We start from the raw sequence: 24866 nt of genomic DNA, 5'->3' as shown, positions 1-24866 counted from the left end.
CTAGGAAATGCTAATGTAAACTGCTATTCATGTCAAGTATTCAAAGACATAAGGTCATTCTGGTAAAAAGGCCGCGGCTTGAAACCGGGATATGGAAGCGTTACCGAAAGGCGCGGTTAAAAGAACGGGGCCGAAAGCTGGCGGTAAAAAAAATTTGCGGACTGCGCGTAACTTGCTTGATAAGGCCGAACTTCAATGCTGAGAACGGGCACTGCAAGCACGCGGCGAGCGGCGGATGTACAAAACGTCGAAGACGTTTAAAGATCCGCGGCATGAAAAGTTGAACGAGTATCGCGGCGATCGCGGCGTCCGGTATTGGACGAGAGGGTAAGTCAAAGAAGTCCGGCAAATAACGCAGTGCAAGTTTCGAAGACGCTTTAACATTCGTTTGGAACAGGAAGATTTTTTCAAACCGGTTCCCCACGATTATCGGACTTACGGATGGATTAGCTGGTAAGGCCGGGCAAACGCAGGAGGCAAATGGAAAGAGCAGGGCACGGGAAATTCCGCGTCCTTTTTTGTTTTTCTTTGGGCAAGCTATATCTGTATTCGGGAAGGGGAAGAAATGCAGGGTATAAACTGTCGTATCGAAACCCGTCAAAAACTTCCTGCCGGAGATCGGCAAAACCGTGGAAAAATTGACGGCGCGAGTGGAAAAATTGACGGCGCGAAAAGTATTCGAAACGTTTGGAAAGCTGGCGCAGTCGACAGAATGCGAAATAGACAGGCGTAAAATCAGGATACCGGACGGCTTTAACGGAATTAAGAAAGCGTGCGAAGCTAAATCCGAAGATAGGAAATACCTGCCGGATTTATCGGAAAAGCGATAAAGGCGATCCCGTCCATAATCTGCTTAAACGGGCTTTGAAGAACTTGTCAAAACCAAAAATCGCATTCCCCAAAATCGGTTTTGCCCGTTTTAATTGTTAAACCTCAAAAACTCCAATTGTTCCATTTTGAATTTTAAATTCTTTTTTTTACCAAAAAATGAATTGACTTAGTTTGGTAGCGAATTATAATGAGGAATATAAACTTGCTTGATATAAATCATTTTTTAGGAAAAATTTGATAGGAGGAATGTGTAGAATGTGGTTCTTGGCCCTGTGGGCATTGGGAATCATCTCCGGTATCGTGCATCTGTACATACTGGGCTTTCCCGGAGCGTTGAGCGAGATAAGCCGCGTACTGCTGCTGCATCAGTTCGTGGTCACGTTCGGGCTTGTGGGAATCATAGGTTTTATCGTAAACGTCGCGCAGGCGGACAAAACCGCCAAGATGTTGGGATGGCCCGGCGGGCCGTTTCAGTTTAAGTACGGGTTTTCACAAGTCGGGCTCGGAATCATGGGCATTATGGCGATTTGGTTTCACGGCAACTTCTGGATCGGCGTTCTGGTATCGATGTACATATACGGATTGAGCGGATTATGGTCACATACTTATGTCATGATCAAGAACGGCAAAGCGGACGCGGACAGCGTCTCCAACATCATCATGGATATAATCTACCAGACTTTCATTACGGTTCTGTCCGTTATTGCGGGCGGAATATGGATTGCGGGCTGACTGGATCATGATCGGAATGGGGGAGTAAGGCATGGTACACAAACAACTGGCCCTGTCGGAAACGCAGCAGGGCATTTACTTCGATTGCCAAACAGGCGATCCCGCGGCTTATCTGGTGTCGGCCGTCATGCAGGCGGACGGGCTTGAAGCCGAGCGGCTGGAGCAGGCCCTCACGCTGCTGGTGCACGAACAAGAAGCGCTGCGCTGCCGCGTCGAGCTTGTCGACGGCATTCCGCTGCTGCAGGTGCGGGCGGATACGGATTGCGCGCTTGGGCTGCATGACCTCGGCGCTGCGGAGAATCGCGACCTTGAGCTTGCTCGATTGCTCGAAGAAATCGTGATACGGCCGATGACCTGGGACGAAGCCTTGTTCCGGGTCGAAATGATCCGGCTCGACCCGGCGTCTTCCGTGCTGGTTCTGAGCCTGCATCATATTATCGGCGATGGAATCTCGCTCGACTCGTTCAAGACAAAGCTCCTCCGTTATTATCGGCTGCTGGAAAGCGGCGAGCCGATCGATCTGGTCGAAGACGCGGGGTTTACGGATTTTTTGCGGCAAGAGAGCGGCAAGTTGGCGTCCGGAGCCTATGACCGTCACAAAGGATACTGGACAAGCAAGCTTGCGGGCGCCGAACCTATCGGTTTGCCCTACGACTTCCCGCTCTCCGGTTCTATTTCCGGTCGAGGACGCGAGCTTCGTTTCGAAATGGACGAGGCGCTGACGGAGCGCATCGGCCGGACCGCGATGGAATACGAAGTCACGCCTTTCCTGTTCGTGCTTGCCGGATTCTGCGTATTGATGAGCGCCTATTCCGGCAGCGAAGACATCGCCTTCACTTCGCCGTTCTCCCATCGTCCGAAGATAGAACTCGAAGAAACGGTCGGCTGCTTCGTGCATATGCTGCCGCTCCGGTTCCAAGCCCGTTCGGACGTTACGTTCGCCGAGCTGCTTGCGCAGGCTTCGACCGAATTCGTCGGCTGCTACAAGCATATCGGGTATCCCAATAACCGGATCGTCCGCGAGAGCGGATTGTCGACGGTTCCCGGCTCCCCGTCCCTGTTCGATATTTCGTTCGTCTACGACGCCTACGAATCGGACGGGAACGAGCCCGTCGGCCTGCTCGAAGACGAAACGGTTACTTTTCCAGGCACCCTCATGGCTATCCTCAACAAGACGCCTCAGCATACCCGCATCAAACTTCAATACAAAGAAGACGTATTTACGGAAACTTCGATCGCGTTTATGGGACGGCGGCTGGTCCATCTTCTTGAGTATTTTTCCCTCCATCCCGAAGCGCTTATTCACGAACCCGAGCTTGTGCGGGAAGAAGAACGCATCCGTCTCCTGGAAAGCTTCAATTCTTCCGGCTCTTCCGACTATCGTCCCGGGCATCTTGCCGAAGTATTCCAGGCGCAGGCCAAACGCTTCCCGGATGCGCCGGCTTTAACGGAAGGCGCGACCCGTTACACCTATAGTCAAGTCAATGCGAGAGCCAATCGTCTGGCCCGGCTGATTCTCGAACGAAAGACCCGCGAGAACGAAGCGGTCGGCATCCGTCTTGTCCGTTCGGCGGATCTCGTTATTGCGATCCTGGCCGTATTGAAAGCGGGCTGCGCCTACGTGCCCGTCGATCCGTCTTACCCGGCCGCGCGCAAAGCCTATATCGTCGACGACGCGCAAATTTCGATCCTGCTGACCTCCCGCTCGCTGCCGGAAGAATCTTCGCTCCCGGTACATATGCTGATGGCGGACGCCGTCGATTCGGAGCCGCGGCAGGGCGACGGGCTCAATCCCGCCGAAGTCTTCGATCCGTATTCGCTTGCCTACATTATGTATACTTCCGGTTCCACGGGCCAACCCAAAGGCGTGATGGTCGAACATCACGGCGTCGTCAATACGCTTGCCGACCTGGAACGGCGCTTTCCCGTCGAAGAAGGCGATGTCTACCTGTTGAAGACCGCTTATACCTTTGACGTATCGGCGACCGAGCTATTCGGCTGGTTTACGGGCCGGGGCAGCCTGAGCATACTGCCGCCCGACGAGGAAAAAGACGTCGAAGCGACGGCCGAGCATATCCGGCGCGGCGGCGTGACGCATATCAATTTCGTGCCGAGCATGTTCCGGCTGTTCCTGGAGTATGCGGAACGTCCGGACATCCGGCGCAAACTCGAATCGTTGAAATGGATCAGCGTGGGCGGGGAAGCGGTCACGCCGGATTTGGTGCACAAATACCGGGCGACCGGCTTGAAAGCCGGGCTCGAAAATGTATACGGGCCCACGGAATGCAGTATCTGGGTGTCCCATTATCCGCTGAGCCGGTACGAAGGCACGGGAAAAGTGCCGATCGGACGGCCGCTCAACGAAGCCAGATGGTATGTGGTCGACAGCCGGGACCGGCTTCAACCGGTCGGCATACCCGGAGAGTTGTGCCTGAGCGGCCCGGGGTTGGCCCGCGGTTACTTGAATTTGGACGAACAGACGGCAAGTAAGTTCGCAGCCAATCCGTTTTTTGCGGAAGGCACGGACGCGGAGCATTTCCGCCGCATGTACCGTACCGGCGATCTCGTCAAATGGCGGCCCGACGGAACGATCGAGTATCTGGACCGGATCGATTTCCAGGTGAAGCTGCGCGGCATGCGCATCGAGCTCGGGGAAGTGGAGAACGCGCTGTGCGACTACGCGGGCATCGTTCAGGCCGTCGTGCTGCCCGACCGCAAAGACGCCGCCGCTTCTTCGCTTTACGCTTATTACCTGGCGGACCGGGAGATCGACGCGGGCTTGTTGAAGCATCACATGTCCGAGCGGCTTCCCGCTTACATGGTGCCTTCGTTCTTTGTACATAAAACGCATTTGCCGAAAAATACAAGCGGAAAAATCGACCGCAGCCGGCTGCATGCCGAGATCGCGGACGGCGTGCCCGCCGCCGCGCGCGCATCGTCGCGGCCGGTTACCGGTCTTGAGCAAACCGCGCTCGAAGTCTGGGAAGAAGTGCTGGGAACGAGCGGCATCGGAATGGACGAGTCGGTATTCGACAGGGGAGCCACCTCGCTGTCGGTGATCCAGGCGCATTACAAGCTCCAGCAGCGGTTGAAGCGGGACTTCTCCATCGCGTCGATCTTCAGCCATCCCGCGATCCGTTCGTTCGCCGCGGCGCTGGAACCGAACCGGCCCGCGCAAGCCGAACGGCCGGACGATGCGGAGAAGCGGACTTTTTCTTCGATCGATCGCGACGTAGCGGTCGTCGGCATGTCGCTGCGCGTTCCGGGCGCGAGCGATTGGCGGGATTTCTGGAGCAATCTGGTCCGGGGCGAAGAAAGCATTCATTTCTACGAAGACGACGAACTGCGGGCGCTCGGCATCGGCGAAGCGCTGATTCGCGATCCCCAGTACGTCAAAGCCAAAGGCCGTCTCGGCGGCGTCGACGGCTTCGATCCCGAATTCTTCGAATATACGCCCGCCGAAGTGCAGATGATGTCGCCGCAGCTTCGCTTGTTGTACCAGGGCGTGTGGGAAGCGCTGGAGGATGCCGGCTGTCCGCCTGAACACGCGGGACGCACCGGCGTGTTCCTGGGCGGGTCGGACGACTTCGAATGGTACCGGTCGGTGCTGATGGGCGATGCCGATTACAGCAGCAAATACCAGGCGTTCACGCTGAGCACCAACCATTTCCTCGCGACTCGCATCGCGTACAAACTCAATCTCAAAGGTCCTGTATTCAGCGCGCTGACCGGCTGCTCGACTTCTCTTGTTACGCCGCATCTCGCCTGCCAGTCCTTGATTCTCGGGGAATGCGACATGGCGGTGGCGGGCGGAATCACGATCGAGCTTCCCGACGAAGGCGGATACCGTTACGAACAAGGCCTGATGTTCGCTCCGGACGGTCACTGTCGTCCGTTCGATGCGAAAGCGGGCGGCACGGTGTTCTCCAACGGCATGGGAATCGCGGTGCTCAAGCGGCTGCAGGACGCGGTTCGCGACGGCGACCATATCTACGGCGTCATCAAAGGCTCCGCGGTCAACAACGACGGAGATCGCAAAAACAGCTTCCTGGCGCCAAGCGTGGAAGGACAGACCGAAGCGGTGAAAGAAGCGTACCGTCTGGCGCGGATTGAGCCCGGCAGCATCAGTTATGTGGAAGCGCACGGAACCGGGACGCTGCTCGGCGATCCCATCGAAGTCGAATCGTTGACGCAGGCGTTCGAAGGAGCCGAACGCGAAAGCTGCTATCTCGGCTCGGTCAAAGGAAATGTCGGTCATACCGATACGGCCGCCGGCGTGATCGGTATGCTCAAAGTCGCGCTCGGCCTGGAGCACCGTTATATTCCGGGGACCGTGCATTACGATCGCCCCAATCCGAAGATCCGGTTTGCCGACACGCCGTTTAAAGTCAGCGCGCAGGGCGTGGACTGGGATACGGCGCGCGGAGAACGCGGCGTACTGCGCGCCGGCATCAACTCGTTTGGGGTAGGAGGGACGAACGCGCATATGATTATGGAAGAAGCACCCAAAGCGGAACACAGCGGCGAGGAACCGGTCAATCTGCTGGTCTTCTCCGCCAAAACGGAATCGGCGCTGCGGCGCACCTCCGGCCGGGTGATGGATGTCCTGGCAGGCGGCGTCGAGAACGTATCGGACGCGGCCTGGACGCTCCAAACGGGACGCCGGCATTTCGCATACCGCAAATCGCTGGCGCTCGGACCCGACTGGCGCGAAGATCCGCAGCGCTGGCTCGATAAGCTGGATCAGCTGCCCGCGCAGCGGATACCGGCGGCGAAGCGCCCGGTTTACTTTATGTTTCCGGGACAGGGCAGCCAGTATCAAGGGATGGGCCGGGATTTGTACCGTTCGGCTTCGACCTCGGGCCTGGGCGAACGCTTCCGCCGGCATGCGGATCGCGTGTTGGATACGCTCGACGCGGAAGAACGCAGTCTGATCGAAGACGTGCTGTACGGCACGGAAGATCCGCAGCGGATCAACCGGACGGAATACAGTCAGTTCGCGCTGTTCATGACGGGCTACGCGCTGGCGCAGTCGCTGATCGACCTGGGCGTCCGGCCCGACGGGATGCTCGGCCACAGCATCGGCGAGCTTGCGGCCGCGGCGGTGGCGAACGTATTGGAGTTGAAGGACGCGGTCGAGATCGTGCGGCTGCGCGGCAGGCTGATGCAGAAGCAGCGCCCGGGCGTCATGCTCGCGGTGACGGCGGACGCGGAGCAGGCCAAGCCTTTGCTGGAAGACGGCGTCTGGCTGTCGCTGATTAACACGAGCGGTTCCTGCGTGTTGGGCGGCGAGCCGGCGGCGATCGAGCGGATGGAGCACAGGCTGGAAAGCGCAGGCATTCCGTCGGTGCGATTGAAGACTTCGCACGCTTTCCATACGCCGATGATGGAAGAAGCGGCCGCGGAATTCGAGCGGGCGATCTCGGCGTTCGTCTGGAACGAGCCTTCGATTCCGCTGATGTCGAATACAAGCGGGACATGGTGCGCGAAGCGCGAAGTCACGCAGGCGAAATACTGGTCGGAACATATCCTGCGGCCTGTGCTGTTCGAAGCGAACCTGGACGAAGCGCTCCGCGGCGGGGACGCGCTGTTGATCGAAGTCGGCGCGGGCCGCACGCTCAGCACGTTCGCGCGCCAGCACCGCTCCAAGCGCGATACGCACCGCTTCGTGAATCTGCTTCGGCACCCGAACGAACGCGAGCACGATGAAGTATATGCCGCAGGCAGGCTCGGCGAACTGTGGTCCGCGGGCGCGGAGATCGACTGGAACGTTCTGCGCGGAACGGCTTCGCGGCGGAAGCTGTCGCTGCCGACGTATGTCTTCGACAACCGTTCGTTTCCGCTGTCGATCGGCGCGCCGGGCGAACCGGCGTCCGACGAAGCGCCGGCCGGAGAGTTCCGGGCCGACGAAATCCGAGGCGGGTTCCCGGCCTCGGGCGAACTCGGCGGCGCGGTTTGCGAAGCGTACCGGTCGGTATTCGGATTCGATACGGTGGCCGCGGACGACGATTTCTTCGCGCTCGGCGGCGATTCGCTCAAGGCGGTCAGTCTGGCCGCCGCGATCCGCAAGCGCACCGGCATCAAGACGGAAGTCGCGGAATTGTTCGAGTATCCTTCGCCGGCCGCGCTGAGCGCGCATCTGGCCGCGCAGCTTCCGCACGCGGAACATGAGCAAACGGTCGTCCGGGCGGAGCGACGCGAAGATTATCCGTTATCTTCGGCGCAAAGCCGTATGTTTATGCAGACGATGCTCGAACCGGACAGCCTGGCTTACAACCTGCCTTCGGCGACTTTAATCGAAGGACCGCTCGATCCGCAGCGGGTCAAGCAGGCGCTGGAAGGCGTGATCGCGCAGCACGAGATTTTGCGGACGTCGTTCGAGATCCGGCGCGACGAGCCTGTGCAGATCGTGCACGATGCCGTGCCGACTCCGTTTACATACACGGAGCTTGCCGGGGCGAGCGAAGAGCAGGCGCTGGACTTCGCGCGAAGCAAGATCGGAGCGTTCGATTTGTCCCGCGCGCCGCTTGTGCGCGTGGAACTGGTGAAGTTCGGCTTCGACCGTCATCTGCTGCTCTTCGATCTGCATCATATCGCAGGCGACGGAAGCTCGGTCGAGACCATCACGCGGGATTTCAATACGCTGTATTTCGGCGGGAAGCTCGGCGCCCATCTTCAATATAAAGATTACGCGGTGTGGCAGCGCGATTGGCTGCAATCCGACGAAGTGCGGGATGAGCGCGAGTTCTGGCGCCGGACGCTTGCGGGCGAACCGCCGGTACTGGAGCTGCCGACCGATTTTCCGCGGCCACCTTTTGCCGGCCGCGAAGGCGGGCGGGTCCGGTTCGCGTTTCCGCGCGAGCTGACCTCCGGGCTGATGCGCTTGTCCGCTTCGTTCCAGGCGACGCCGTACATGGTAATGCTGAGCCTGTGGAATATAGTGCTCGGCCGCTATTCGGGGCAGGAAGACTTGATCGTCGGAACGCCGGTCGCGGGCCGGCAGCGCGAAGAATGGAAGAACACGGCCGGCATGTTCGTAAATATGCTCGCCATGCGCAATGCTCCGGCTCCGCACAAAGTTTATGCCGATTTCCTGGGCGAATTGAAGATCGGCGCTTTGCAGGCGCTCAAGAACCAGGAGCTTCCGTTCGATGCGCTGGTGGCGGAGCTTAGCGGCGAGCGCGATTTCAGCCGGCAGCCGCTGTTCGACGTCTGCTTCGACTACCAGAACATGGAGATGCACGATCTGGAGATCGAAGGGCTTCGCTTCCGCTCGGTGGAATTCGATACCGGCACTTCGACCTACGACCTGGTGCTGACCTGCCGGGAGGACAAGCAGGCCGGTACGATCGAAGGATTTATCGAGTATTCTTCGGCGCTGTACGAGAGGGATACGATCGAACACATGGCCGGGCACCTGCGGCGGGCCGCGGAGCAGATTGCGGCCCGCCCGGACGCAAAGCTGGGCGAGATCGAACTGGTCGCGCCGGAAGAACGGGCGCAGATCTTCCGGCTGGGCGGCGGAGAGCCGCCGGCCGCCGTAACTTCCGAACGGACGGAAACCGTCGTCGGACTGTTCGAGACTTGGTCGCGGCGCGATCCGGACCGCACGGCGCTTATCGTCAGCGGAGGCCGTTCGTTCACGTACCGCGAATTGAACGAGCGCGCGAATACGCTGGCTTGGAAACTGAAGGACGAAGGCGTCCGGCCCGGAGACCGGATCGGGCTGATTCCGGCCAGAAACGAAGAATTGATCATTTCGCTGCTCGCCGTCTTAAAAGCGGGAGCCGCGTATATCCCGATCGATCCGGGCTTTCCGCCGGCGCGTGTCGGCCAGATGGTGGCCGACGGCGAAGTACGCATGCTGCTCGGCTCGAAGAGCAAGGAAGCGGCCGGTTCGTTCGACGGCAAGAAGCTGAGCTACGATTCTTCCGCGCGCGATTCGCGCGGCTCCGCGAATCCGGAAGCCGGCGCGCCGCAGGAAGCGCTGTGCGTGATCTTCACTTCCGGCTCCACCGGCAGAGCCAAAGGCGTAGTCGTCGCCCAATCGTCGATGGTCAATTTTATCCGCGACGTTGAACATCGGGGATTGTTCCGCCAGGAAACGGACCGCATCATCAGCGTGACGACGCTCTCGTTCGATATTTTCGCATTCGAAACGCTGGCTCCGCTGTGCACGGGTCGCTCGCTGTATCTGGCGAACGAAGAAGAACAGCTCGATCCGTTCCTCGCGGCGTCGAGGATCGCCGAGCATCGCGTGACCCATCTGCTCAGCACGGTATCCCGGATTCGCGCCTTCGCCGAAAGTCCCGCTTTCGAACCGGCGCTGCGCAGCCTGTCCTGCATTTTGACCGGCGGAGAGAATTTCCCTGCTTCGCTGGCGCGTGAACTCAAAGCGAAGTCGCAGGCCAGGATCTACAATATGTACGGTCCGACGGAAACGACGGTCTGGTCCACGGTCAAGGAGATGACGAATGCCGATACGGTCACGATCGGCAGGCCGATCCGGGGAACGCAGATCCATATCCGCAGCGCGGAAGGAAGACTCCAGCCGCTCGGCGTATACGGCGAGCTGTGCATCGGCGGCGAGGGCGTCGCCCTCGGTTACCTGAACCGGCCCGCGGAAACGGCGGACAAGTTCGCGCCTTGCGAAGACTTTGCCGGCATGCGGACCTATCGCACCGGAGACCGCGCCCGTCTCCGCGCGGACGGCGAGATCGAACTGCTCGGACGCCTGGACGATCAGGTCAAGGTCAGGGGATACCGCGTCGAGCTGCGCGAGATCGAGCAGGCGGCGCTGGAATTCGCCGCCGTCGGCGAAGCGGCGGCCGCGACCGAGGAGTCTCCGCAAGGCCGGCGGATCGTTTTGTTCTGCCGCTTCAAGCCGGGTTCCGCCGAGCGGTACGAACAGGAACTGAGAAGCTGGCTGGCGGACAAGCTGCCGCATTACATGCAGCCTTCGAAGCTGGTTGCCGTCGAGCGCATGCCGAGCCTGCCGAACGGCAAACTCGACCGCGGCGCGCTGATCGGCGCGCCGCGCGGGGAAGCGCTCCCGACCGAACCGGTTTCTTGGACCGAGCCGGGTCCGGCGCCCGCCGCGTTCACGCAGGACCCGGCGGAGCTGGAACGGATGCTGGTGCGGACATGGCGGGAAATTTTGCATAAAGACGAAGTCGGGCTGCACGAGCGCTTTTTCGATATCGGGGGAAGCTCGCTCGGGCTGATGATGGTCGGCAATCGTTTGAATGAATATCTGGGCCGTCCGGTTCCTATGGTCAAGCTGTTCGAGCATGCCACGATCGCCGCGCTTGTGCGGTATTTGCGGGAACCGGCGGCCGGGGAGCGGCCGCCTTACCCGATGCCGATTCCGGAAGGGACGCGGCGCGAAGAAAAGGAAATACTCACATCCCTGTCCGAGCCGGCTGCATCCGAGCCGTTCACGACCGACCCGCTCGTAACCGAGCCATGCGTGTCCGGCCCGGGCGTGGGCGATTCGGAACCTCGGACGCCCGGTGGAAGCCCGGCGCGGCGGCAGGAGTTCCGTTCGGGCGATATCGCGGTGGTGGGCATGGCGGGACGATTCCCGGGAGCGGGCGATATCGACGAATTTTGGCGGAATATCGTGTCCGGTTCGGAATCCATCACCCGCTTCACCGACGAAGAACTGCGGCGCGGCGGCGCGGACGAAGCGCAGCTGTCGGATCCCGCTTACGTAAAAGCGAAAGGCGTGCTGGAAGGGACCGAATATTTTGATGCTCCGTTCTTCGGTTATCCGTACCAGGAATCCAATATGATGGATCCGCAGATCCGCATGCTGCATCAATGCGCCTGGCAAGCGCTGGAACACGCGGGCTGCGATCCGTACCGATTCGACGGCGGGATCGGGCTGTTTGCGGGCAGCGGCACCGGGCTTCCGTGGATGACCCGGTTCCTGGGCAAAAGCGGCAGCCTGCTCGACGCGTTCGAGGCCATGACGCTGAACGAGAAAGACTATTTGACCACGCGCATTTCGTACAAGCTGAACCTGACGGGACCGAGCATGAACGTGCAGACGGCCTGCTCGACCTCGCTGGTCGCGATCCACCAGGCCGTGCAGTCGCTGCGGCGCGGGGAATGCGGCATGGCGCTGGCCGGCGGCGTCTCGGTGTCCTATCCGCAGCGCGAAGGCTATACCTGGCACGAAGGAATGATCTATTCCCGCGACGGAAGCTGCCGCCCGTTCTCGGACGGCGCCACGGGAACCGTATCCGGCAACGGCTGCGGAATCGTGGTCCTGAAGCCGCTGGAACAAGCGCTGCAGGACGGCGACACCGTCTACGCCGTCGTCAAAGGTTCGGCCGTCAACAACGACGGCATGAACAAAATCGGGTACACCGCTCCGGGTTCCGCCGGACAGGCGGCGGTCATCGAAGCGGCTCTGGCCGACGCCGGCGCCCGTCCCGAAGAGACGGTGTATCTGGAAGCGCACGGGACCGGAACGAAGCTGGGCGATCCGATCGAGATCGAAGCGCTGCGGCAGGCCTGGCGCACGAACGAGAAGCGGTACTGCGCGCTCGGCTCGGTCAAAGCGAATATCGGCCATCTGGACGCGGCAGCCGGCGTGGCGGGCTTTATCAAGACCGTGCTCGTCCTGCACCACCGGACGCTGCCGCCGCAGATCCATTACGGCAGTCCGAATCCGATGATCGATTTCGAACAAAGTCCGTTCTACATCAATACGGAGGCGCGGCGGCTGCCCGCCGACAGCCGTGTGCTGCAAGCGGCCGTCAGCTCTTTCGGGATTGGCGGTACCAACGCCCATCTTATTCTGGAACAGGCGCCGGCCGCCGCCCCGGCCGGCCGCGCGTACGAACCGCTGCAAATCCTGCCGTTCTCGGCCAAAAGCGCTTCGGCGCTGGCCCGGACTTCCGAAGCGGTGATCGGCAGTCTGCTGGCAGATGCCGAAACCGATCTTGCGCAGGCCGCCTGGACGCTGCAAACCGGCAGAAGCGAATTTGCCCATCGGCGCGCATGGGTGGCCGTGGACGGAGAGCTTGCGCTCGAATCCGCGGATGACCTGATCGGTCCGGAGAACGGCGTTCCGGACCGCAAGCGTCCGCTCGTCTTCTTCGCGCCCGGCGCGGACGCAAGCTGCCGGGGCATGGCTCGGCAGCTGTACGCGCCGCCGCGGCCGAGCCGGTTGTCGGAGCAGTTCCGCTCCGAGTTCGACCGGGTGCTCGAAGCTTGCGGTCCCGAGCAGCAGTACGCGATACGCCAGGACTTGTTCCGCAGCCGGTCGGGCGCTTCGATCCTGACCGATCCGGCGCTGTTCGCCGTCCAGTTCGCCTCGCTGAGGCTGCTGGCGCTGCCGGGCGTCCGCGCCGACGCCTGGATCGGCCGGGGCGTGGGCGAACTCGCGCTGCTGGCCGCTTCGGGTCGCCTCGAACTTCGGGATGCCGTGCAGGTGCTGGAAGCCTGCCCGCCCGGTTCGTGGACGCGGCTTCCCGGCGAACTGACAGCCGAACTGCGGAGCGCGGCGCCGCGCAGCATTCCCGCGCGGCTGATCGCGCCGCTGCTGATGCGGACGGATTCCTCGGCGCTGGAATTGTGCGGCATCGAGGATCTGCCCCGGGACTGGCGCGGCCGCGCGCTTGTCGTGTCGGTGTTCGCCGATCCGCATACGGAGGCGGCGTTCGCGGACGCCTGGGAGCTTCCCGATCCGGCGGTGCATTTGCTGCCTTCCGGGCGGCAGGCGCGCGAAGACGATGTGCACTTTGCCGGAGCGCTCGGCCTGCTCTGGTGCAGGGGAACCGATCTCGACTGGTCAAGTTTGAACGGCCGCGAACCGGTTCGCAAGATCGCGCTGCCGACGTACCGCTTCGACCCGATCGTGCACGATCACGACGTTTCTTTGCTCCATTGGTCCCGGGCTTTGCCGGACGCGGAGAAGCCGGAGGCGCCGTCTTCGGAATCTTCCCGCCCGGCGGCGGGATCCGGCGCCGCGGAAGAAGGAATCGCCGAACGGCTCGAACGGATATGGATCGAGCTGCTCGGCTGCGAAAAAGTCGTTTCCCAAGACGACTTTTTCGAACTGGGCGGTCACTCGCTGAAGATGATCGCGCTCGCTTCGCGCATCCGGCTGTCGTTCGGTCTGGAGCTGCCGCTGGACACGGCGTTCGAGCATTCGGTATTCGAACGCATGCGCGACTGGATCGAAGACCGTATCCGGGAACGCGGCGGAGAGGAGGTCGAAGCCGCGGCCGGCGACGGCGGGCCGGAGCTTGTCCTGCTCCCGCGCAGCGGCTTTTACGAGACGTCGTCCGCGCAGAAGCGCATGTATGTCGTCAGCGCGATGTCCGAAGACTCGTTGTCGTACAATCTGGCTTCTTACCATTTCTTGAACGGGCGCCTGGACGCGCAGCGATTCCGCCGGGCGATGGACGAGCTGGTGTCGCGCCATGAAGCTTTCCGGACCCGGTTCGACTTCGAAGGCGGCGAGCTGGTGCAGATTGTCGAAGACCCGGCAGGCGCCGTGATCGAGCGGCTGGTATCGACGGAAGCGCACATCGCCGAAGAAATGGCCGGCTACACCCGTCCGTTCGATCTGACGAACGGTCCGCTGATCCGAATCAAGCTCACACGGCTTGGCGAACTTCGCCATCTTCTGTTTATCGATATGCACCATATCGTCGCGGACCAGAGTTCCATCGCCGTTCTTCTCGACGAGTTTGCCGCGCTGTACAACGGGGACACGCTGCCGCCTTCGCGTTTTCAGTACAAAGAGTTTGCCGCCTGGCAAAACCGCACTCTGCGCGAAGGGAGCATGGCGCCTCATTGGGAATTCTGGCGAAGCGAGTTCGCCGAAGGCTGGCCGGCGCCCGATATCGGGGCCGACTCCGTACGAAGCGAAGACGCCGGAACCCGCGGAGCCAAGCTTGAACTCGATCTGGGCGAAGCGCTCAGCGAACGGATCAACGCCGCCTGCGCCGAACATTCAATCACGCCTTACATGCTGATGCTCGCCGCGTTGAAGCTGACGTTGTGGAAAAGAACCGGCCAGACGGATCTGGTCGTGGGAACCGGCGTCGCGGGCCGCCGCCTTCCGGAAGTCGAATCGATCGTCGGCATGTTCGTCAACATGCTGGCCGTTCGTTCAAGCATCGACGAACAGGCCGGCGTCGACGAGTATTTGCACAGCATCCGCGCCAAGCTGCTCGACTGCTACGCGCATCAGGATTTCCCTTACGACGAACTGATCGAACGGCTCGGCGTAACGGAAGGAAGCGGCGGCAGTCCGCTGTTCGGAGCGGTGCTGAATTACATTAATATGGGCACCTCGCTGCCGGTGATCGGCGATCTCGAAGTCGAGCCCTGGCAGCCCGGGCTTACGGACGCCAAGTTCGATCTGAACTGGACGGTCGAAGAAGACGGCGGCGTGTACCGGACCCGCCTGGAATACAAAGCTTCGCTGTTCGAATCGGAAACGATCGAACGATTCGGCGAGCAGCTCCGGCAGATGCTGGTCCAGCTCACCCGTTTCGATCCGGAACGTCCTCGGCGTCTGAACGAACTGGCGCTGATCGGCGAAGAAGAGCGCCGGCAGGTCGTGTACGAGTGGAACGATACCTACGCCGAATATCCGCGCGCGCTGACGATTCCCGACGTGTTCACGGAAAGCGTGGCGCTTCAAAGCGGGCTGCCGGCTTATAGCGGGCCTTCGGGCGAGATGGATTACGCCGAACTGGACAATCTCTCGAACGGCCTGGCCGCCCGGCTGTCGCTGCATACGGGCGGAGAGAAGCGGAGAGTCGCGCTGATGCTGGAGCGCGGAGCGCTGCAAATCGCCGGCATACTGGCGGTGCTGAAGCTCGGCTGCGCTTATGTGCCGATCGACCTGGAATATCCCGAAGAGCGCATCGCGCAGATGCTGGCCGACAGCGGCGCGGAGCTGCTGCTGACGGAGACGGACAAAGCGTCGGACCTGACGCCGGGCGTTGCGCGCTTATCGCCGGAAGCTTTTGTCCGGGAAAGCTACGATCCCGCATTCCGTTATCCGCGCATCGCGCATGTGGAGGCGGCCCCGGAAGATCCGGCGTACGTGATGTACACGTCGGGGTCGACGGGCGCGCCGAAAGGTATTGTCGTTAGCCATCGCAGTGTGCTCAAAGCGGTGCTGAATACGAATTATATCCGCATATCTCCCGAAGACCGGGTGCTTCAATTATCGAATTACGCGTTCGACGGTTCGGTATTCGATATTTTCGGTTCGCTGCTTAACGGAGCGGCACTCGTCCAGGCGACCAGGGAAGATATTGCCGATCCCGAACGATTGACCGCGTTGATCCGCGGGCGGCGAATCACGGTGTTTTTCGTGACGACGGCGCTGTTCAATATGCTGGTCGACTGGGACGTCGGATGCCTGGACGGCGTGCGGCAGGTGCTGTTCGGCGGGGAACAAGCTTCGATTCCGCATGTGAACCGGGCTTTGGAGCGGCTCGGACCGGGGCGGCTGCTGCATGTGTACGGCCCGACGGAAACGACCTTTATCGCTTCCTATTATCCGCTCGACGCCCGCGAAGGCTACTCGGGCAGCGTGCCGATCGGCCGGGCGCTGTCCAATACGCGGCTCTACGTGCTCGATCTTCAGCGGCAGCCTGTGCCGGCGGGCACGGAGGGCGAGCTGTATATCGGAGGGGAAGGCGTGGCTCAGGGATACCTGAATCGCGAAGAACTGACGCGTACGCGTTTTCTGCCCGATCCTTTTTACCCGGGAGGGACGATGTATCGAACCGGAGACCGGGTGGTGCAGCTGCCCGACGGCAACCTGGTCTTCCGGGACCGAAGCGACTTCCAGGTCAAGATCCGCGGCTTCCGGGTAGAACTGGGCGAGATTGAAGCGCGGATCCGCGAGATCGAGGGCATTCGCGACACGATCGTCGTCGCGATTGCCGATACCGCGGGAAGCCGCAGTATCGCCGCCTACTACACCGGCCGGGCCGAAGCGGATATTCGTCCGGAAGCGATCGCCCGAAGCCTGCGCTCCGTGCTGCCGGCATTCATGATTCCGGCGCATCTGATCGAACTTGAAGCGCTGCCGCTGACGGGCAACGGCAAGATCGACCGCCGGGCGCTGCCCGTTCCCGCGGCCGCCGAAGAGCCGGCTTCTGCGGAAGCCGGCGCGTCCGGCGCGGAAGATACGATCCTGAGCGAGATGAGAACCTTGCTGGGACACAGCCGAATCGGCGTCACGGACGACTTTTTCGAACAGGGTGGCCAGTCGCTCAAAGCCGTCGCTTTGATCCAGAAGCTGCGCAAAGCGGGCATGGATCTCGGCGTGAACGACCTGTTCCGTTATCCGACCGCGGAATCGCTGGCGCTGCTTGTCGAGGAGAGACCGCGAAAGGATGCGGAGTCTTCCGAACCTGCGCCGGGTCAGGCTGCAAACGGCCCGAAGCTCGAAGAAACCGAAGAAACGGCGGCGCGCGGGCCTCGGGCGGAGTGGGAAGAAGTCGAACGCTTTGCCCGCGGTTTGCCGGAAAGCAGCCGGCAGTTGTCGGCCCTGCTGTCCTCCGCGCCTTCGCCGGAACGCTTTCCGTTTGCGCCGATTCAGATCGCCCATTCGTTCAAAACTTCCCGAACGAGCGGCTTTGCGGTAACGCTGAGTCGGCAGGGCAATCATCGTGAACTGTCGGCCCTGCTGGCGGAGACGATCGCCGGGCACCAGCTTCTGCGCAGTATCGCGGAGCGGGAGAACGGGCGGCTTTACTGGCGGGTCTGCGACGCCGAAGCGGTATCCGCCCTTGTCCGGCGGCAGATTCCGTATATCGACCTGCGGCGGTTCGCGCCGGACCAAACAAGCCGCGCGCTTGATCTGATCGGGGAGGCCGTATTCGAAGCGCCTTACCCGGACGGCGAGCTTTCCTGGCGGCTTTGCGCCGCGCAGGTCGGCGACGGCGAATACCGCATTCTATGGGGCGTCGATCATCTGGCGTTTGACGGCATGAGCGCCGATATTATCGCCCGCGGTTTGATAGAGCGGAACCGGGGAGCTGCGGATCATCGTCCGCAAGCTGCGCGGCGCGCCGCTTCTTCGCCGAAAGCCGACTATTCGGATTACGTGTCCCTGCTGCACGCCGGCCCTTCCGGGATCGAAGAAGCGGATATCGTGGAACGCTACGGACTTGAAGCATGGAGGGAAAGCAGCCGAACCTTCCCGCAAAGTCTGGCTTCGGTTCCGGACCGGCAAGCTTGCGAACTGTGCATGACGCTTCCGGTCGAAGGAACGGGCGGTACGCCAAGCGGCTGGGAAGTGATGGAACGGTTCGCGCAGGCGATATCCGCTTACGCCGAAACGGCGATGCTGCCGGCGATGCTGGTTCATTACGGACGCGAATACGGCGGACGCCGGTTCTACGATTGCGTCGGCGAATTTCTCGATCTGGTTCCGCTGGCGTTCGAAGCCGGCGCTCTGCCGGAAGAAGAAGCAATGCGGCGTATCGGATTGGCGAAGGACCGTTCGATCAACTTTATGTCGCTGGCCCAGGAAGACGCGCAGGCCGAACGGTTTCCGATGCTGTGCGGAATACTGCGCGATGTGTATGCTTCGCGGGAACGGGCCTGCCCGGCGCTGCTGCTGAATTTCCAGGGCTTCGTTCCGTCCGACCGGGCGCCGATCCATCGGGCATACGGCCGTTCGGACGATCGTCTGGCGGAAGCGGAACTTGTTGTTTACTACGACGAGGAACGGATTTACGCAGCGCTGTCCTGCTCGACCGGGCTGAATGCGCAGCGTCTGCGCGTTCTGCTGCAAGAAAGGTTCCCGGACATCGCCGATATCGATATCCGGGAAACCGACTACACAGCATTGGAGGCTGAAAATGTCTAGCCCATCCATTCAATTCGGTCCAAAGCTCCTTATTCCGGAGCCTGTTCAGACCGTTGCGGACATACTGCTGCATACCGCGGAGGCCCATCCGGAAAAAGGCATCACTTACATCGGGTCGTCCGGCGACGAGAACTTCGAGTCTTATCCCGAACTGGTCGTGCACGCCCGGCGTTACCTGGCGCGTCTGCACGAATTCGGCGTGCGGGCGGGCGAAGTGGTCATTTTGGAAATCGACCAGTCGCGCGAGTTCTTCCGCACGTTCTGGGCGTGCATGTTCGGCGGCATCGTAGCCGCGCCGTTAAGTCCGCCGACTTCATGGGAGCCGGGTTCCACCGGCCTGCTGAAGTTTACCGGGGTCTGGCAGGTGCTCGGCCGGCCGCGCGTACTGATCGACGAAGCGTCGCGCGAGCGCTACGACACGCTGAAGAATACGCCGGAGTTCGCTTCGCTGGAGCCGATCTCCGCGGAAGAACTGCGGACCGGAGAGCCGGGGGAAGCGGAGATTTACCGGACGCGGCCCGAGGATCTGGCGTTCCTGCAATTTTCTTCGGGCAGCACGGGCATTCCCAAAGGCGTCAGCTTGACGAACCGCAATATCGTCGCCAACAGCATCGCCTGCAAAACGTTTCTCGGTTCCGAGGAAGGCGACAACGTGTTTACCTGGCTGCCGCACACGCACGACATGGGATTGTTCGGCCAGCACCTGACGCCGATATACAGCGCGGCCAACATCATGCAGATGTCGCCGTATACGTTTATTCGCTCGCCGTACCTGTTTTTGAAAAAAATCAGCGAGCACCGGGGCAAATGGTTCTGCTGCACAAATTTCGGTTTCGACTGGATGGTGCGCAAAGTGCCGGACGCCAAGCTGCCGACGCTCGATCTGTCTTCGCTGCGCATTACGCTGAACGGCGCGGAGCCGATCTCGACCTCCGTGATCGACCGGTTCGCGCGGAAGTTCTCGGTTTGCGGGTACCGGCCGAATATGATGTTTCCCGCTTACGGCATGGCCGAAGCGACGGTGGGCGTATGCACGCCGAAAGTCGGCGAAGGCCCGCGCGTCGAACGCATCAGCCGGAAGCGGATGGCGCAGGACCGTCTGGCGATCGCGGTCGAAGCGAACGATCCCGACGCTATCGAGTTCGTGCACGAAGGAAAGCCGATGACGGGCATGCAGATAAGGATCGCAGGCGAAGACGGCCGCGTGCTGGACGAGCGAAGCATCGGGGAAATCCAGATCAGGGGCGATTCGCTCACTTCGGGATACTACAACCTTCCCGACCGGACGCGGGACGTATTTGCGGACGAAGGCTGGCTGCGCACCGGGGACCTCGGATTTATGTCCGGCGGTTCGCTCGTGGTCAGCGGCCGGATCAAAGACATCGTATTCGTGCGCGGCCGGAATTACTTCGCCCACGACCTGGAGGAAGCCCTGTACGGCATCGGTTCGATTGCGCGCGGGGATCTGGCCGTGGTCGGCCATTTCAACGGAAGCTGCCAGACCGAAGAACTGCTCGTTTTCGTCAAATACAAATCGGATTACGACAAATTCATGGGCGTCCGGCAAGAAGTGGCGGACCGGCTGCTTGCCGAACTCGCGATCGAAGTTACGCATGTGCTTCCGATCAAGTCCGTTCCCAAGACGACCAGCGGCAAAGTCCAGCGTTATTTGCTCCAGAACGCCTACGACGCCGGAGAATTCGACGGCGATCTGGCGGCGATCCGGGAGCGGCTGGAAGCCGCAGAACCGCAGCCGGAAACCGTGCCCGAAGCCGACGGGGAATTGGAACGGATGCTGTCGGAGGTATGGGCGGAAGCGCTTGAAGCGCCGAAGAGCCGGATTTCGCCGGAAGCGACGTTCCAGTCGCTCGGGGGCAGCTCGATCCGGGCTTACCTCGCGCTCGGGCTGCTGTCGGACCGGCTGGGCCGGGAACTCGGTCCGGAGCTGTTCGTATCGTGCCGCACGATCGGCGAGATGGCGGAATTCCTGCGCCGCCTGCCCGCGCCGGAGACGGAAGCGCCGCCGGTGTGGAACAACGGCAACCGGCTGGACGTCCACCGCGCGGTCGCGATCACGGGACTTGCGCTCCGGGTGCCGGACGCTTCCACGCAGGAGCAGTTCTGGGAGAACCTGACCGGGCGCAAAGAAAGCATCGTACCCGTCAGCGCCAAACGGGCGAAGCAGTCGGGCAGATCGCAGTGGAACGATTGGATGGGCGAGCTTGCGGGGCACGACGAATTCGACCACGAATTTTTCGATATGACCGAGAGCGAAGCGGCATTCACCGATCCTCAGCAGCGCAAGCTGCTCGAAACGTCGCACGAAGCGCTGGAAGACGCCGGCATGCTGTCCGACAGCGAAGAAGCGCGTCCGATCGGCGTGTATATGGGCTTGAATCCCAGCACGTATTACAACCTCGTCGCGGATTATGTCGAGCGTACCGGCGGAACGGACGTGCCGCCGAACGCGATGGTGGGGAATATGTCCAATATTTCCGCGGCGCTGATCTCGCATTTGTATCATTTCACCGGACCCGCGCTGGCGATCGATACGGCCTGCTCGTCTTTCCTGGTCGCGCTGCATCATGCCGTATCGGCAGTCCGGGAGAAGCGGATCGAAGGCGCCTTGGTGGGCGGAGCGACGATTCTCGCCACGCCGTCCGTCCATGCGCTGTCGAAGAAAGCCGGCATTTGTTCGTCGACCGCGCATATGAAAGTGTTCGACCGGGATGCCGACGGATCGGTAATCGGCGAAGGCGCGGTCGCCGTGTACGTGGAGCCGCTGGCTTCGGCCGTCGCCGCGCGCAAGCAAATTTACGGCGTGATCCGCGGCTCGGCGGTCAACAACGACGGATACTCGCTCGGCATCATGGCGCCCAATCCGCGCGGCCAGTACGAAGTGCTGGCGGAAGCTTACCGGGACGCGAATGTCGATCCCGCCGAGATCGGCTATATCGAAGCGCACGGTTCCGGCACGCGGATCGGCGACCCGATCGAGCTGGGCGCGCTGAACAAGCTGTTTGCCGAAGCGGACGTACATAAACGCGCAGCGGTGGGCATCGGCTCGGTCAAGACGAATATCGGGCATCTGTTCGCGGCTTCGGGCGGAGCCGGTCTGGCAAAAGTTCTGCTCGCCATGAAGCACAAGCGCCTTGCGCCCAGCCTCAACATGGAGACGCCGAATCCCGCTTTGCAGCTCGATCGATCGCCTTTTTACGTCGTGAACGAGGCCGCCGCGTGGGAACCTTCTTCGGGAGGGACGCGCAAAGCCGGCATCAGCTCATTCGGCCTCGGCGGCACCAACGCGCATATCGTACTGGAAGAATGGCCGGAGCCGCAGGCGCGGCGGAGCGGCAAAGCCGAGCTGCTGACGTTCTCGGCCAAGACGCCCCGCGCGCTGCGGCGCATGATCGACCGGACGCACGATTATGTGAGCGCCCATTCGGAACTTGGCGCGGGCGACCTCGCCTGGACGCGCAACCGCTGGCGCAAGCACGAACGCTATCGCGCGGCCTGCCTGCTGGGCGAAGGCGCTTCGATCGAAGAAGAAAGCCTAATGTTCGGCGAGAAAGAGCCTGCTCGCAGACGCCGGCTCGCCCTGGCGCTGCCGGATACCGGCTCCGTGCCGGCCGGAGCCGGGACCGCTGACGCCGGCGGCGCCGTCGCGCTGGCCGGAGCGGTGGAGTCGCTGCGCCGGGCCGATCCGCTGACCCAGGCGCTGGTCGACGGACTGATGCGCCTTTACCCGGAAGCGCAAACGGTGTCTTCCGCCGACGAGGAAACCGGCGCCGACCTGATCCTGGTGCTGGGCGAAGCAGGCGGCATTCCGCGCTCGAAGAGCGGACGCGCCGAGATTCTGCACGCGCCGCTGCCCCAGAACGAACAGGCGGTGGAAGAAGGCATCCGCGAGATCGCCGCCCGCTTGTACGTGCGCGGCTGCGACCCTCGCTGGGACGTTCTGCATCCCGACGGGAGCGGACGGCTGGTGCATCTGCCCGCCTATCCGTTCGAGCGCCATACCCATTGGATTTCCCAAAAAAAGGAGCGATCACATGAGCAAAGCGGACATTGAACAGTTTATGAAGTCGGAGATCGGCGCGGCTTTGAGCGTAGAGCCGGACGATATTGACGAGAACCTGAACTTTTTGAAGATCGGCATGTCTTCGGTGCAGGCGCTCAAGATCATCAACCGGGTTCGCAAACGCTTTGAAGCGGAGATCAGCCCGGTCGCTTTGTTCGAATACAAAACGATCGCCGAGTTCGCGGGCCACGTGCATGAATGCCTGCTGGAGAAGGTGCCGGAATGAGCACACAGGTGGAAGTACAAGGCGCGCAAGAAATTTTGCGGGAAGCGGAAAGCTTCGTCGACCGGGAAATCCGCCCTTTTCTGCACGACTTCAAGCAGCGGGAAAGTATTCCGCGCGAAACGATCCGCGCGATGGCGGAGCGCGGGTATCTGGCCGCTTCCTGGCCGAGCGAGTACGGCGGACTGGAGCTGAACCCCGTGGATTACGGGCGGTTCACGGAATTGTTCGGCAAAGCTTCGCCCGCGGTGCGCAGCCTGATTACGGTGCACACGTCGCTGGTCGGCGAGACGCTGCTGCGGTTCGGTACGGACAAGCAAAAAGCGGACTGGCTGCCGAAGCTTTCTTCCGGCGAATGGCTCTCGGCTTTCGGCTTGTCGGAGCCGGAGATCGGCTCGGACGCCAAAAATATCCGGACGAACTGGCGCGAGGAAGCAGACGCGTATGTGCTCAACGGCAGCAAGAAATGGATTACGTTCGGAGCGATTGCCGATGTGTTCGTCATCGTGGCCGAGAATAACGGCCGGAGTACGGCCTTTTGGGTCGAGCGCGATTTCGGCGGGGTCGAGACGCGGCGGATCGAAGGGCTGATGGCGGCGCGGGAAACGGAACTGGCGGAGATCGAGCTGACCGAAGTTCGCGTGCCCAAAGACCATGTGATCGGTCGGTTGAACGACGGATTCGAATACGTCGTGACTTCCGCGCTGGATCACGGCCGGTACAGCATCGCCTGGGCCGGACTCGCGATTGCCCAGGAAGCGCTCGAAGCCATGGTCGCGTATTCGCGCAAACGGGTCCAGTTCGGCCAGCGGCTCAATCAATTCCAGTTGATTCGCGGCATGATCGGCGACGCGACGACCAAGATCCACGCGGCGCGGGCGCTGTGCCTGCGGGCGGGCGAACTGCGGGCAAACCGCAGTCCGGAAGCCGTCATCGAGACGACGATCGCCAAGTACTTCGCTTCGAAAGTCGCGGTCGAAGTCGCAAACGACGCGCTCCAGGTCCACGGGGCGAACGGCTTCACCGACCGGTATCCGGTGGAAAGACTTTACCGCGAAGCGAAAGTGCTGGAGATCATCGAAGGCTCGTCGCAGATGCAGCAGGAAATGATCGCGCATTACGGATTGAAGAAGTACCACAAGCGCGGAGGCAAAGCCTGATGCTGGCGCTGCTGTTTCCCGGGCAGGGCAGCCAGTATATCGGCATGTGCCGCCAACTGGCGGACGAAGACCCGCAGGCGGCCGCCGTATTCGCCGAAGCGGGCGAAGCGCTCGGATTGGATCTGCTCAAGCTGATCGACAGCGGGCCGTTCGAGCGGCTAAGCTCTTCGGCTTATGCGCAGCCCGCGGTCGTGGCGGCCGGGTACGCGCTGGCCGGCGCTTACGAACGGCTTGCGGGAGCGCCGCCGGATTGCGCCGCCGGCCACAGCCTGGGCGAGATCACGGCGCTCGCCGCGGCGGGCGCGATCACGCTGGCGGACGCGGTCCGCTACGCTTCGCGCCGCGGAGAACTGATGCATCGCGCCGTGCTGGAGAATCGCGGCCGCGCAGGGATCGTGGTCGATATGGATCAAGCGGTTCTGGTGCAGGCCGCCGCGCAGGTCAGGGAACAAGAATATGTCGCGGTATCCGGTTATAACTCGCCGCGGCAGTTTATCGTGGCCGGCACGGCCGCGGGAATGAAGCTGCTGGAAGACCCGGTGGACGCCGCAGGCGGGGAGCTTATCCCGTTTCGCATGATTCCGATGAAAGCCGATGCGCCTTACCACAGCATGCTGATGGCGTTCGTCCAGGAAGAACTGGACAGCCTGGTGGCGGAGATTCCGCTGCGGCGGCCGAGATTTCCGGTCTGGTCGACCGTTACGGGCGGGCTGCTGGAAAGCGAAGATCGGATCCGCAAAGCGCTGAGCGGGCAGCTCGTGCGCCCCGTGCTGTGGAACCAGGCGCTGGCCGCGCTGAAGGACCGAGGCGTGCGATTATGGGTCGATGCCGGACCCGGCCGGACCGTCCGCAATCTGGTCATGGAGAATCCGGCGCTGGGCCGAGCTTACGCGTTCGACGAACCGGAAGAACGCCGCGAATTGATCGCGCGATTCGCGGCGGACCCGGATCCGGCGAACGTTCGAATTTAGAGAG

General features: G+C 61.8%; 8 protein-coding genes. 7 read left to right on the top strand and 1 reads right to left on the bottom strand.

What is annotated here, in order from left to right; genetic code table 11:
* Positions 1–100: 100 nt before the first annotated feature.
* Complete coding sequence (locus QWJ34_RS12095) at positions 101–601, bottom strand: hypothetical protein (protein WP_302728033.1); 501 nt, start codon at positions 599–601, stop codon at positions 101–103.
* A 28-nt stretch (positions 602–629) separates the two neighbouring features.
* Here QWJ34_RS12095 and QWJ34_RS12090 point away from each other — a divergent pair, with 28 nt between their 5' ends.
* From QWJ34_RS12090 to QWJ34_RS12060, 7 genes are all read left to right on the top strand, one after another.
* Positions 630–830 (top strand): hypothetical protein, encoded by a 201-nt coding sequence (locus QWJ34_RS12090; RefSeq protein WP_302728031.1) that lies wholly within the window; start codon positions 630–632, stop codon positions 828–830.
* Between the two features lie 256 nt (positions 831–1086).
* The gene (locus QWJ34_RS12085) at positions 1087–1563 is read left to right on the top strand and encodes a DUF6790 family protein (protein WP_302728029.1); all 477 of its coding nucleotides are present in this window, start codon (positions 1087–1089) and stop codon (positions 1561–1563) included.
* Between the two features lie 31 nt (positions 1564–1594).
* Entirely contained in the window at positions 1595–18427 is a 16833-nt protein-coding gene (locus tag QWJ34_RS12080) for a non-ribosomal peptide synthetase/type I polyketide synthase (RefSeq protein WP_302728028.1), read from the top strand.
* Positions 18420–22499, top strand: coding sequence for a beta-ketoacyl synthase N-terminal-like domain-containing protein (locus tag QWJ34_RS12075; protein ID WP_302728026.1), 4080 nt, complete (start codon positions 18420–18422; stop codon positions 22497–22499). Before QWJ34_RS12080 ends, QWJ34_RS12075 begins: the two co-directional genes overlap by 8 nt.
* Positions 22480–22734: an acyl carrier protein gene (locus tag QWJ34_RS12070; RefSeq protein ID WP_302728024.1), complete on the top strand. Its 255-nt coding sequence runs from the start codon at positions 22480–22482 to the stop codon at positions 22732–22734. The genes QWJ34_RS12075 and QWJ34_RS12070 overlap by 20 nt, the downstream gene beginning before the upstream one ends.
* Positions 22731–23891 carry an acyl-CoA dehydrogenase family protein gene (locus tag QWJ34_RS12065; RefSeq protein WP_302728022.1) on the top strand — a complete coding sequence of 387 codons (1161 nt, stop codon included), beginning with the start codon at positions 22731–22733 and terminating at the stop codon, positions 23889–23891. Before QWJ34_RS12070 ends, QWJ34_RS12065 begins: the two co-directional genes overlap by 4 nt.
* Entirely contained in the window at positions 23891–24862 is a 972-nt protein-coding gene (locus QWJ34_RS12060; protein WP_302728021.1) for an ACP S-malonyltransferase, read from the top strand. The genes QWJ34_RS12065 and QWJ34_RS12060 overlap by 1 nt, the downstream gene beginning before the upstream one ends.
* Positions 24863–24866: the final 4 nt, after the last annotated feature.

Source organism: Saccharibacillus sp. CPCC 101409, from assembly GCF_030518235.1.
Lineage (GTDB): Bacteria > Bacillota > Bacilli > Paenibacillales > Paenibacillaceae > Saccharibacillus.
This window is presented reverse-complemented; position numbering and strand designations above follow the sequence as displayed.

Coding starts and splice junctions, on each gene's coding strand:
- QWJ34_RS12085 (WP_302728029.1), top strand. CDS start 1,087: ATGTGGTTCTTGGCCCTGTGGGCATTGGGAATCATCTCCGGTATCGTG.
- QWJ34_RS12080 (WP_302728028.1), top strand. CDS start 1,595: ATGGTACACAAACAACTGGCCCTGTCGGAAACGCAGCAGGGCATTTAC.
- QWJ34_RS12075 (WP_302728026.1), top strand. CDS start 18,420: ATGTCTAGCCCATCCATTCAATTCGGTCCAAAGCTCCTTATTCCGGAG.
- QWJ34_RS12070 (WP_302728024.1), top strand. CDS start 22,480: ATGAGCAAAGCGGACATTGAACAGTTTATGAAGTCGGAGATCGGCGCG.
- QWJ34_RS12065 (WP_302728022.1), top strand. CDS start 22,731: ATGAGCACACAGGTGGAAGTACAAGGCGCGCAAGAAATTTTGCGGGAA.
- QWJ34_RS12060 (WP_302728021.1), top strand. CDS start 23,891: ATGCTGGCGCTGCTGTTTCCCGGGCAGGGCAGCCAGTATATCGGCATG.